Source organism: Lactiplantibacillus sp. 30.2.29, from assembly GCF_018991255.1.
In the GTDB taxonomy this organism is placed as follows: Bacteria; Bacillota; Bacilli; order Lactobacillales; family Lactobacillaceae; genus Lactiplantibacillus; species Lactiplantibacillus pentosus.
Map to the genome: position 1 here is coordinate 117,397 of NZ_JAGYGU010000007.1, position 12,522 is coordinate 129,918.

Consider the following 12,522-nt stretch of genomic DNA (forward strand, 5'->3'; position numbering starts at 1 on the left):
TCAACGATGGCTGGCTTGCACTGCGACGTGCTTGTCGTCAGTACGCAATCAGGTTATTCAACCTGCCGATTGTCCGTGGACTGATTGGTGTTCGGCTTGCCGGTCGCCTGGTCTTGCCAATCGCGCTTGCTCATTACATCGCTGACGTGGACCTTGATTTCAATCACTTGCAATCCGGTATACCGTTCAACGTCCTGTTTAACGCGCTGACAGATCTGGTTGAAGATTTGGCGCATGTCCTTGCCGTATTCGACAATCATCGTCATATCCAAGGCAACTTGCTTTTTGCCGACTTGTGCGTCGACCCCCTGCGTTGGGTCAGCTTCATCACGAAAACGGTTCGTTAAATTGCTTAACATGCCGCCTTCTAGGGATAATACACCGTCGACATTGCGTGAAGCTAAACCGGCGATTTTTTCAATCACACCATCGTCAAACGTCAACTGCGTCTGTAATTGTTGTTCTGGTTGTGCCATTGTAATTCCTCCCATTATTTAGATAAATACTCACTCAACTTCTGGCTAACAACGGCCAAGTCAATGTGGACGAATCGCCCAATTGCCCAGCCAATCAGCCCCAACACTGCGACTAATAAGACTGCTGAAAAACTGGTTAGTACCCAGACGATTCCCAAAAGCAGTCCAATCAGAAACCCATACTGTGCGTTACTCATTAGGCGCCTCCTTTACACCACGGTCAACTTGCGCTCATGGTCAGCTGGCCGAACTTGGACGACCGGTTGCTCAACCTTCAATCCGAGTTGTTGGCTCAAGTAATCCTGCGCAATGACGGCCGCTTGTTGTGCCACTGACTCTAGTTTGGCCTTATCGCTCACCATCGAGTCAATCTTGACGCGAACACGGTGACGATTGCGTAACTTAATTTGGACATCGGGATCAATCAAATTCAATTGACTGACCAACCGATACTGTAAGTCACGTTCCAAAGCCCGTTGTGGAATCGTCAATTGACCGTGATCACCTTCATAAGTCAGCGTATTGACCTTAACGGGTCTGAACAAACCGACAATAATCATCAAAATACCGACGATACCGGCTACGGCAGCAAAGACAATCAACAAGCTACTCCAGACCATCGGATAGCTGACCGTCATTTCTGCCAGCCATTCCGTGAGCCACGGAATCGGATACAATTGACCTAATTCAAAGACCGCTAACAACACTAAGATAATTCCGACAAGTGTTACCATGAACTTCGCAAAGCGGCTCATTTAATCACCGCCTATCGCTTCTTCGTCATGCCGAAAATTGCTGAAACAATTAGCACTAAGATAATTGCGCCGAGAATCGATGGGACTAACGCCATCCCTGCTAATGATGGTCCCCACGTCCCCAACAGTGATTGCCCGATCCAGGCACCAACTAAACCAGCAATGATGTTACCGATAATTCCCATTGGCACGTCCCGACTAGTAATCGCGCCGGCCAACGCCCCAATAACACCACCAACGATTAATGACCAAAGCCATCCTAACATAGTGATCACTCCTTAACATTTAGAATTTTTATTACATGCTTATGATAACCATAATATTATTAACAGACAATTAATATGCATAGTTGAATTTGTTATTGCATCAAAAAAACAGTAAAAAGCCCGTTATTACAGCATTTATCACAATTCAATCACGCTGGAACCTATTAAAAAAGACGTTGCAAGCCATGGTCCACTTGTAACGTCCTCATCAACATCACAGATTAGGACTGTCTCGACCTGCACCGTGAAAGCTGCCAACGATTTTAATAACCACAACTAAAAAATCGGCCGCATTTCCATAACAGAAACACGACCGAATTTAGTTTTGACTGGTCAGGATGATGCCCGACTTTAGTTTAACTTGGCGTCCGAGTCCTGGATTGCAGTTTTACCGAGCATCGAAATACCAGACTTTAGTTTGATTAAGAATCCTGGTATCGGATTGCAATTTTACCGGCCATCGAAATGCCGGATGACTATTTGACTAGCAGTCGTACTGCCAAATTCCAGTTTTACTAGCAATCACACTGTCAAATGACGGCTTTCCTGGTAATCGCGGTACCCAACGTCAGCGCCGCCTCGATACTTATTCATTACCGGAAAAGTTCACCACTAACGCACCCATACACTCATTCATCAACAAGCAGGTTCATCGCTAGTGTCATTTTCTACCAAAATGCTTAGCTCGTTTTAGCCGGCGTCTGCTTGGCCGCATGCAAGGCATCATTGATGACTTTGGCGTACAGAATATCACCTGCACGAATGCCACCAAAGTGCACCCCATCCGTTCCCTTAAAGACTTCTGGATGTTGCGCAGCGATTTTGCCCCAGTCCGCAATCGTAATGAAATGGTACTTTTCAGGCAATTTGCGTTCCAACACTGCTAACTTTGATGAATTCCAGTTTGCATCAGCGCGCGCGTTATACGGCGTCATCAAGATTAATTTATGCCCCGGCTCCAGGTCATGGATGATTTTCATGGTTTGTTCTTCATAATCATCCAAGGCATTGGTCCCGATACAGATGACCACGTATTCGCGTAGCGTGTGGCTCCGTTGCTGGTTCATCATGACTTTATATGCCAGATTCATCGTCCGGTCACCCTCCGCATCAATGTTACTGTTGGCAACGTGGTCCCCTAGATAAGAGCGCGTTCCGAGCGTGACACTATCGCCAATGATTGACACGCCCGGTGCCTTGGCTGGTGCGTTTTTATGGCTTGGCGCTTGCTTTTTCTTCGGTGCGACCGCCGCTAAGACGGCATCATGGGTCGTCGCCACTTTATCGACGTCCTGATAAATGCCACTGATCCACAGGTTTTGTTCCAAAGTCGACAATTGAGGCGCATTTCTGATGACCACGCCCGCGTTGACCGCCAACAGAACGCCCGCCGTGATGACAGGCAATTGTAGCTGGCGCCAGGTGACCCGATGACCAAAGAGATGGCCCCGTTTACCCGCAATCACTGGTTCTAAGACATAATACGACAAGGCTGAAAGTACGATGGACAGCACCGTCGTGAGCAAGGCCGCCAACCAGTTGACCATCAGGTGCGAAAAAATCACGTACAGCGGCCAATGATAGAGATAGACGCTATAACTGACGTCGGCTAGAAAGCCCATCCAGCGGGGTTCGTTGAGATTAGGCGTCTGGTCATGAAGCAAGCGCGCCCCGTAAATCATGACGCCCGCCAGTACCGTCGCTAGCAACAAACCACCCTGATAGGTCTGCAGGGCTTCAAATTTCATTTCGTAACCCAATGTCACTAATAAAATGAAGCTGATCAACATAATTGCTGAAGCTAAAATGGGGTTGCTGTGCGCCGTCGTCCAACGATACACCGGCCCTTGAGCCTTGATACCACTCAAGATTCCAATCAGCCCGCCGACAAAGAATGGAAAACAATGCGTGAGGCTTGAGAAATAGACCGGTGAAAAATCCTTCAGTCCGACCGCGCCAAAAGTCATCATGACCAGACTTTCGATCGCAAAGATCGTCGTTAAAATGCCTAAGCCCCACCGGAAGCGCGTCAACGCTTGCCGACCACTAGCTAAGCGGCGACTGATTTTGGCGACGACCCAAGCAACGAAGCCCCAGACGATGTAAAAGTGCATTTCGACTGCCAGTGACCACGTATGCACGAACAGGTGTGGGATAAACTTGTTTTCATAACTCCCACCCGTCGCAATTTCAAAATAATTAGTCGTGAACCCCAAGGCCGCTGCGACTTGCTTGCCAATATCTGTCACAAAATCGTGATCGATAAAATAAGTCAGCGGTAACACGACCAACACGGCGATGAACAGTGGTGGCACGATTCGATAAAACCGGCGGCCATAGAAGGCCATTAGTTTAAAATTATCTGAACGGGCAAATTCGTCCACCATTAACGACGTAATCAGAAAGCCGGAAAAGGTGAAGAATACATCCACGCCAATAAACCCGCCGGTGAACTGGGTCTGAAAAAAGTGGTACGTTAATACCAGTACGAGCCCGGTGATTCGTACTAAACTAAACCATTTAATCCGCATTTTCTAACTTCCCATCCGCCGTAATTTTTTGCGCGTACGTCTTATTACCAATATGTAACTTGACGACACCGCTGAGTTCGCCCTTGTCGAAGTTCCCTTGTAATCGCCAACCACTAGGCGCAATAAACTCGCCCGGGCCTTCAAACCGGCCATTATCAAAGTGACCCACGTAGCGCCCCTGCTTTTGAACTTGAAGCGTTCCCCGCCCATCAAATTTGTGTTTGAATACGGCGCCGTTATAACTCATTCGACCATGGTCCAGCCGAACACTTTGCTTCTCAGTCGTCGCCGGCATGAGACTGATTACTGCGAAGGCGATAATGCCAACAATCGTTATTATTTCAAAGATCATTCTGCTCCTGATTTTTCCCATGTTTCCTTTCCTTTCACAATCCCGGTTACCCCTTGTATAAGTACAATCGCGTCTCACGGATTTCCCAATCATCCGCGGGCTTATATGATAACGCTCGCGACCACAATTTGTTACTGAATGCAATTCTTTATCTGCAGTCGCTAGCACTTGTCTACATCAATTATCGGCCAATTTAATTCGTTTATTTAAATAATTAAATCGATAATAATGTCAGCATTAACTAATATATTACTAAATATTACGCTAGACGGATACCCAATATTGAAAAATAGGTATTTTATCTGTTTGATTGCGATTATCCTTTAATTCACTAACCTTAAAATCTAGCCAACATAAAAACAGTCAAACTGAGAAAAGACCCGAGTTTGACTGCTTAAAGAGTTGTTGATTCTGAGACAACTGTCACTTATTGATGGCAGATACCTAGGCGTGTTTGCGCCGTTTTGAGAAACCAAAGAATGAAACACTGGCTGCTAATAATCCCAATACCGTTAAACCAGCATCGGATTGTTCATCCGTCTGTGGCAAAGCCGCCGCTTGAGCAGCTGCTGGTTTGGCAGCGGGCTTCGTAACCGTCTTCGCCGCGCTGTTCACGGAAGCAGTCGTCGTAACGTTAGACTTTGCGTCAGCCGTAGCGGTAGCACTCGTGTTCGCAGTGACGGCAAGTGTTTGTGCTGACTGGCTTGTTGCCGTTGCTTGGTCATCAGTTTCCGTCACACCATCGGCAACAGCCGTCGTAACGAGATATTTATTCGCTTCGACCCGGGCCAGGAAAGCTTGTGTGGCAGTCAAATCACCCTGAGCAACGGCCAAGTCAACCTTTGCAGCACCCAATACTTGGTTGAGTTGTGCTAAATCAGCCTTTTGACTATCTAACAAGGCCTTACCAGCTGCTAATTGTGCTTTTGCAGCATCCACTTGGGCTTGTCCCTGTGCCAACATATCCTTAGCTATGGAAATTCGTAGTTCGTCGACTTCATTTTGAGCTTTCATTACTGCAATTTCGGCTGGTAAGGCTGCAATTTCGGCAGCTAACCGGGTGTTTTCAGCAGTCAAGTCCGCAACCAGCGTCTTGGCACTTGCTAAATTCTTAGCGGCAGTGTCGTCGGCTGTTTGGGCCGCGGCTGTCTTAGCGATTGCGGCCGTTAAGCTTTGTTGCGCAGCGGCTTGTTGCTGTTGAACTGGCGCTAAAGCTGCGCGGGCCTGGGCTAGATTCGTATTCGCCGTAGTTAAGCGTGCAATGGCGGCAGCAACTGCTGCTTGGTTAGTGGCAACCGTGGCCTTCAAACCACTCGTTTGATTTTGCAACGTTTGTAAACTGGCGTTTTGTTTAGCGAGCGTGGTAGCTAAGGAGCGACCCGTCGTTTGTAAACCAGTCAAACTGGTCGTGGCAGCATTCAACGCGGCATTGGCAGCGGCAATCTTCTTAGGATCAGCTGGTGTCGTCTGAACATAGTCAAACGTGACAGCAGGCAAAGATTTCGTGCCCGTCGCAGCCGAAGTATGAGCGTTTTCGAACAAATCAATGTACTTGTCCCAGGCTTCACTGGTCATGCCAGCGTTGTCGACTTCAAATGCAGCGACGTGCTTGGCTAAGTTAGCTGCCACGCCGGCATTCCCCGTCGAATAGATCAGGTTAATGCGGTGTCCAAATGACCCCTGTTCAACATTGTTAGATTCATCGTACCAGCCCATGACAGCAGCATACGCCACTTCTTGGTCACTTTGATACCATTCCGGATACATCTGCGTCAAGTTTTCTGAATAAACAGAACCCGTATGGTCCAAGCCACCGTCTACTTGCGCAGCTGCACGGGAAATTGCGTTATTTTGCAAGGTCGTCGTCTGCTTTAGTGCCGGTTGACCGTTGATTGCACGCAATTCGTTGATATACTCAAACATGTACTTGTTGATGTTATCCACATTCGGCACATACTTCCCATTTTGAGGGTAAGTCAGCGTCACCGTTTGAGTACTAGTGATATCTGACTGTGGAAACATCGCCGCACTATATTGGCTTTGACTTTCGGTCGTTGTCACTGGCTTCTTGGCTGCAGCTAACGCTGCCGTCGCAGCATCAACTTTGGCTTGGGCCGCGCTGATGGCGCTATTATTAGCGTTAATTTCATTGGTCGTGTTCTGAATTGCTGACTTTGTTGAACTGATTGCTTGGGCGTTCTTAGTCACTGCCGTTTGCGCGGTGGTGACAGCAGCTTTGGTCTGATTGGCCTTGGTCGTTGCAGCTTGCTGGTCCTTAGTTGCTTGGTCGACGACCGCTTGTTTAGCAGCGGTTGTTTGCTTGACTTTATCAACGTTCGTTTGTGCCGTGGCTTGATCAGCTTTTGCTTGCGTCAAAGCCGTATCAGCAGTCGCTTTTGCTGTCTGGGCGCGTTGTTCGGTTGCCGGCTGGTTCGCAATTGCAGTCTTGTTAGCTTCAATCTGTTGTTGGTCAGCTGGAATTTTATTTTCAGCGGCGGTTACCTTGGCCTGGTTAGTCGCAACTTTAGCTTCAGCTTGGGCGAGAACTTGATTGTCAGCATCCAGTGTTTGTTGTGCGTTATCAATCAGAGCCTTACCAGCATCGTACCGTTCCTGACTAGCCGCAACTGTTTCGCTTTGCGCCGTGACTGGTGTCTGAGCTGCCGTGACCTTAGCTTGGGCATCGGCGACCTGTTGTTTAGAAGTCGCAACATTCCCCTTAGCCGTTTGAACATTGGCATCATATTGTTGCTGACTAGTTGGCTTGACCGTCGCTAATTTTTCATTGGTGGCAGTCTTCGTGCTGGCCTGCGTCGCAGCAGTATTAGTTGCTTGGTTGGCCGTGGTATCATCCGTCGTTGCGGTATCCGCCTGTGCATTGTTTACCCCTAATTGGGTCCCCACAAACAGTGCCGCCGTGGTAATACCGGTATATAACAATTTCTTTTTCATAAACTCACTCCAATAAGTTGGTATAAATATTATTATAAACCATTGCGCCTATTTTTGTAGGTTACGTTTATGACTAAATTTGAACAATTTGGTTAAGTATCAAGGCTAGATGACGGCTGTGGATTCGATTTGCTGGAATATCTTTCAAGCTACATTGTTGTGAATAACGGTATTAGTTTACAATGTGAAAGTATCGTTCTAATTAACAATTGTGAACTAGAACGATACTTGATTTAAGAATGGCAATCGACTTATGATTTTTCGTCTGACAATAACGGCAAAAGTTCAGTTACAACTTCCAAATCGTGCTTATTTCAAATTGCTAGACAGGTCAACCTGCTTCTGGTCAATAATTTTTTGGCAACTTCTGTGACAATTGACTACGAAAAGCCTTGGATAAGAATGGGCTTGGTAGCGTATTTCAGTTTTTGAAATGACCAAGCGCTATTAACGCAACACGACCGCCTTTATCAGGATTGCGATTTTGAACCTTTTTTCCACCACATCACTAAAGCGACCAATAATCCCCAAAAAATCAAGCCCTCAATTTTCTCCCTCAAACTGGTTCTGTCAACGCTAATCGTGACATGCTTAGTCTGCAATAACTTCATCTATGGCTCCTCCACTTCCAAATTGATTTACGTTCATTGTACAGTTCTGTTACATGCTTTGACAACCAATTGTTTGCCGTTTACGTCTGGCCAGACAAGCTATGATTCGACAAGAACTCGTCAAAAAAAACGCTACTGCTCCAAAAGCAATAACGATCTTTTAATACTCATTCATCACGATGATTATCTTACAATACAGGCTAGTGAGACAGTAGCGCAAACATCCCAATCACGGCGACTGAATTATTAATAATATGAAGTGCCAGACTATAACGAATATCATTAAACCAGACATACGTCAGATTGAGTACGATGGCAATCGGCAAGTAAGCGATAATTGCGGGACTGAACGTCGTCGTGTGTGCCAATGCGAACAGGATACTTGAAAAGGCGACGGCAATCACCAGTCTTCCCCAACTCGTCAAACGTGGGAACAGCCACCGATACATCAACCCGCGAAAAATCAATTCTTCAATAATTGGTGCCAGCAGCGCCATCAAAATCACATTGAGTACTGGATTAGTGGCGAAAACCTTGTCTAGGATCACCTGGTTCTCCGGCGTTTGTTGCACGACCAGTCCTGAGAGCACATTGCCGAACTCTAATAAGGCAAACATCCCAACCAGACCCCAGATTGGTCGAGTTGGTCGTGGCAATCGACTGACCATTGGTGTTTGACGCCGATATAACCAAATTAGCCACCAAATTAATAGTCCCAGTAAAACGAGACTCGCCAGTGCCGATAAAATAACACCAATTCCAGACGTCTTGTGCATAATGCTCGGTAGCATCGTCGGAATCATCGCCAATTGGTATAGTACGAATAATCCAATTAATTTGGCGGCATTAAGCAACCAACTGACTACGCGATTAGTTTGATTCTGTTTTGAATTTTGCATATGGCGTCCCCTTTTCATTCACTCGATTGTTGGTCTAGCGCAGTCAGTGCACACGTCAGCGCTAGTTGTTTCTCCCCATTGATTGTTATAAGGGTACCACGAATTTGGGATTTTCACATGGATTGTCGCTGGTAAGATAGGGGGATTGAGGAACTTGGCCGTTATGACATGCTTTAGATGAAGTCGGAATAAATTAACGGTTGTTAATGTAATCAAGCCGCTGTGCTAATTCAAATACGCCATACTGTTCTGATTGACGCATTTATTCCAATATTTTTTTGTTCCAACCGTCCGAATACATTATACTTAATGAATAAAATTATATTTTAAATGATTTATTTAAATAAATCATTCTATTAAATTTTTCATTTAAAAAACTAAATTTTACGTTTAAATATTATACAATACACTCATTGGAGACTATGACATGTCAGACAACACACAGAACAGCTTTATTCAAAGACTAATCAATCTTCACGATAATCGCAACTGGTCGAAAACTGAGGTCGCCAGGAAATTAGGGCTGAGCAGCATGCAGCGCTACGCCAACTATGAATATGGCACCAATGAACCCGATTCGAACATGCTGAAGCAAATCGCGGATTTATATGATGTGACTACCGACTACCTACTTGGTAAGGATGATAGTCCTAAATGGGTCACGAATGACTTACGAGAATTTCTCGACGCGAATGCAGATTCGATGACGTACGAAGGTAAAGCGCTGACGGCCGAAGAACAAAAACAAGTCCGAGTAGCGATGGCAATCATCTTCTGGGAGCGCCGCTAAGACTCTACCCGCTATCAAGGATGGTATGGTGGTACTTTAATCAGCCATCAGAGCCATCCGGATTCGGCAGTCATTGTATCCGAACTAATGACTCAACTGTTAACACAGATTATATTTCGACTCAACACTAACCGATTTGATCAGCGCTCGCTAAACGATCATCAATCACGAACAAGACCATGTACCGATACATAAGAGTTGGGCTGGGCAATCCGTTGACTGTCTAACCCGACCATGGGGAAAATTGTGCTTGTCAATTTCGATATGAGCCTTGTTCATTCATATAAAAGTAAACCTATTTTTCCTGGAATATCCAGATTTTGGTTAGGCTTTAACAACTTATGTCCAATAAACTGATCGACATGAAAAGCTGTAAAAAAGGGAGGAACTTCAACATGAAGTCAAAGAATTTAGCGCTCACCAACGGAATTGTTGGGCTAGTTGGCGGCATTATCTTATTATTCGGGGGCTGGTTTATTGCTGGTGGTATCCTAAGTGATGCAGCCAATGGATCAGTATCAGGCACATCTGGTGCGGCAGGTTTCCTGACTATTTTGAAAATTGCTATTTTAGCACTCGGAATCATTGCATTAATTTATTATAAAGGTGACGACCGCGTTAATACTGCACCAGGCGTTTTACTCATTGTCGGTGGTGCAATCGCACTTATCCCATTCTTAGGTTGGGTCGGCGGCATTATCACAATTATTGGTGGCTCTTTATATTTAGCAACGTTAAAGCACTTCAGCCAACCACAAGCATAACTAGAACTTAAACCAGGCCGCACTCATTGAGTTACGGTTACATAAACTGGTTACTTTTAAGCCTTACTGAGTAGTTTTACTACTGGGTAAGGCTTTTTAAATTCATCAAAACAGCTACTTCCGTTGGGATTCCATTACAATCGGTCTCAATACAAAAATCCGTTTTTTACTCACTACATGACATTTTGTGAGTATAAAACGGATAAATGCTTCTTTACTTATTTGTCTGCAAGTGCAAGCTAACTTCAAGCGTCGCACTTCCCAGGTCCCCACACTAGTCTTGAAAGCGCTGAAAACTGGCGCACCAGCAATTTAACTAAATGAATTCAACTTCGAGCTTCTTACCCAGCACAAACGCAATCCAACTGATCATATCAAAGCTGGTATTCCGCCCATTTCAACCCGCGCAATCGTTGACGGTAGCACATCCGCGTGTTCTGCCCATTCAGATTGTGTCAACCTAGCACGTTCACGCGCATTCGTCAGTGCAACAGCAGTTTCCAGCTTAGTAGATTCGGCAGCGACATCAGCTTTAAATTCGGTGTCCTTGAGTGGTTCATCGAGATAATCGTCAAAAGGAATATTTGTCGCCATGAAATTAACACCTTAATTATCTTCCCAAGTAGTTCTGAACATACGTATCCATTCGATAAAACGGATAAACTTGTCGTATTTTGGCCGTCATCTTTGCACGCAAATCTGCTGCATACATCTGATGGACACCCACCAGGCCTTCAATATCAATGTCATCATAGTTGGTGAGTTGATGCCGGATATAATTATCAACCCACCGATTTTGATCAGCAACTGGAGCGTTCTGCAAATCTTGCAAAGTTGGGAGTTCCCAATCCATGCGCTCAGGCATTCTTTCATAATACTTTTCGGTCTCAAATTTTAGTTTGCTGTCCAATGCATTCTTGAATAGCTTGGCTGATTTGACCTTTCGAACCCGAATATCCAGGTTATCAATAATGGCCTTCGTTTGTGCGAACTTGGTTTCAGCCGCCTTCTTGGCACGTTGCTGATTTTTTGCATGCGTTGCATCATAGTGGACCTTTTCCGCTTTGAACACTGCATTCTCATAACACTTCACGATGTCTGCATACGTGAAATACTTGACTTCACCACTGCCAAAAGGATTTTTCTCAGCGTAGGCAGCGCATATTAAGCCCAAGTTCTGAATTTTATTAAAAAAGCGGACATTGACCCCTAACAAATTCCGTGTATCAGTAGCTGTCGTCGTCACATGTGAATACAAATACCGTTTTAATTTTGCACGGACAAGCTTATTATTTCCAGCCCGTTTCATAATTGCAGCCCGATAATCCACCATTTTTGACTTACTGCTGAACGTTTCAAACATCCTTTGAGTCAAAAGTAATTCAGCCAAATTTTGTAACTCGGCTTTTCGTATTCTATTCAGCAACAATTCTAGTGATGGCAACGTTAAACACATAAGTGATCCCCCAAATCGAAATATTAATAACTTTAAATACTAGATGTGCTTTTCTATCAGGATAATTACAATCAGTCTTCCACTACAATGAGTTACCCTAAGACTTCGCCCAACTAAACCGTTTCACGCCATCATCATCTTCAGGCTCATAATGAGCAAACCGATAATTCAAATCCAGTTGGAGCAGCCACTTGGCACTCAAACCCGTCGCACGTTCAATTTTACGCGCCACTTCAATGCTCATGTAAGCACGCCGATTCAAGATAAACGAAAGCTGCTTTTGCGAGATGGCAATGTGCATGACAAGTTCTGATTGCGTCACGTGATGATAATCCATCAGTTCTTTTAACGCATCCGCTGCTGAAGTCGTCGGAACAACATTCATTTCGACCGCATGATTAAACTCAACTTTAAACACCGATACTACCGCCTTTCTTACTCAACGATTATTCTGGGAACCGACAAACACTACTGCGACATTTTGTAAAAACTGATTTACATTCTTTAATGCAGGACACTTCCACTGCGAGCTAAAGCTTTATTCATCGCGATCATTGACCAATCAAGCCTCATCCGTGCTAAGAAATTGCTCAAGCCACATAACCAGATGCAAGATTGTGACTAAAAAGGACGATAAGCCTCTTTACCGAAAAAGAAAGGGTCTAAGAAA

Annotated in this window: 12 protein-coding genes and 1 pseudogene; 2 read left to right on the plus strand and 11 right to left on the minus strand. The window is 45.2% G+C overall.

All coding sequences use genetic code 11. From position 1 onward, the window contains the following. Positions 1 to 53: 53 nt before the first annotated feature. The 8 genes from KGF65_RS05705 to KGF65_RS05740 form a co-directional block, all read right to left on the minus strand. A complete protein-coding gene (locus KGF65_RS05705) occupies positions 54 to 476 on the minus strand; it encodes an Asp23/Gls24 family envelope stress response protein (RefSeq protein WP_050339036.1) in 423 nt (140 codons plus the stop codon). 14 nt (positions 477 to 490) lie between these two features. Beyond that, a complete protein-coding gene (locus KGF65_RS05710; protein WP_050339037.1) occupies positions 491 to 673 on the minus strand; it encodes a hypothetical protein in 183 nt (60 codons plus the stop codon). 12 nt (positions 674 to 685) lie between these two features. Next, complete coding sequence (amaP, locus tag KGF65_RS05715; RefSeq protein ID WP_088769912.1) at positions 686 to 1,231, minus strand: alkaline shock response membrane anchor protein AmaP; 546 nt, start codon at positions 1,229 to 1,231, stop codon at positions 686 to 688. A gap of 11 nt (positions 1,232 to 1,242) precedes the next feature. Beyond that, positions 1,243 to 1,497 (minus strand): GlsB/YeaQ/YmgE family stress response membrane protein, encoded by a 255-nt coding sequence (locus KGF65_RS05720; RefSeq protein ID WP_003637989.1) that lies wholly within the window; start codon positions 1,495 to 1,497, stop codon positions 1,243 to 1,245. A 680-nt stretch (positions 1,498 to 2,177) separates the two neighbouring features. Beyond that, positions 2,178 to 4,028: an acyltransferase family protein gene (locus KGF65_RS05725; protein ID WP_101873924.1), complete on the minus strand. Its 1,851-nt coding sequence runs from the start codon at positions 4,026 to 4,028 to the stop codon at positions 2,178 to 2,180. Beyond that, on the minus strand, positions 4,018 to 4,380 hold the full coding sequence (locus tag KGF65_RS05730) for a hypothetical protein (RefSeq protein ID WP_225083345.1): 363 nt from the start codon (positions 4,378 to 4,380) through the stop codon (positions 4,018 to 4,020). Before KGF65_RS05730 ends, KGF65_RS05725 begins: the two co-directional genes overlap by 11 nt. Before the next feature lie 444 nt (positions 4,381 to 4,824). Then, on the minus strand, positions 4,825 to 7,332 hold the full coding sequence (locus KGF65_RS05735; protein WP_101873925.1) for a CAP domain-containing protein: 2,508 nt from the start codon (positions 7,330 to 7,332) through the stop codon (positions 4,825 to 4,827). Positions 7,333 to 8,143: 811 nt separating this feature from the next. Continuing rightward, on the minus strand, positions 8,144 to 8,842 hold the full coding sequence (locus tag KGF65_RS05740; RefSeq protein ID WP_050339042.1) for a CPBP family intramembrane glutamic endopeptidase: 699 nt from the start codon (positions 8,840 to 8,842) through the stop codon (positions 8,144 to 8,146). 427 nt (positions 8,843 to 9,269) lie between these two features. Between KGF65_RS05740 and KGF65_RS05745 the strand changes: the two genes are divergently transcribed. Then, a complete protein-coding gene (locus KGF65_RS05745) occupies positions 9,270 to 9,632 on the plus strand; it encodes a helix-turn-helix domain-containing protein (RefSeq protein ID WP_216748181.1) in 363 nt (120 codons plus the stop codon). A gap of 395 nt (positions 9,633 to 10,027) precedes the next feature. Then, entirely contained in the window at positions 10,028 to 10,396 is a 369-nt protein-coding gene (locus tag KGF65_RS05750) for a hypothetical protein (RefSeq protein ID WP_003637978.1), read from the plus strand. A gap of 316 nt (positions 10,397 to 10,712) precedes the next feature. Here the strand turns inward: KGF65_RS05750 and KGF65_RS05755 are convergent. The 3 genes and pseudogenes from KGF65_RS05755 to KGF65_RS05765 form a co-directional block, all read right to left on the minus strand. After that, a pseudogene (locus tag KGF65_RS05755) lies at positions 10,713 to 10,990 on the minus strand (multiprotein-bridging factor 1 family protein). A 16-nt stretch (positions 10,991 to 11,006) separates the two neighbouring features. After that, on the minus strand, positions 11,007 to 11,729 hold the full coding sequence (locus tag KGF65_RS05760) for a hypothetical protein (RefSeq protein WP_146127357.1): 723 nt from the start codon (positions 11,727 to 11,729) through the stop codon (positions 11,007 to 11,009). A 220-nt stretch (positions 11,730 to 11,949) separates the two neighbouring features. Continuing rightward, a complete protein-coding gene (locus tag KGF65_RS05765) occupies positions 11,950 to 12,270 on the minus strand; it encodes a helix-turn-helix transcriptional regulator (protein WP_101873928.1) in 321 nt (106 codons plus the stop codon). Positions 12,271 to 12,522 lie beyond the last annotated feature (252 nt).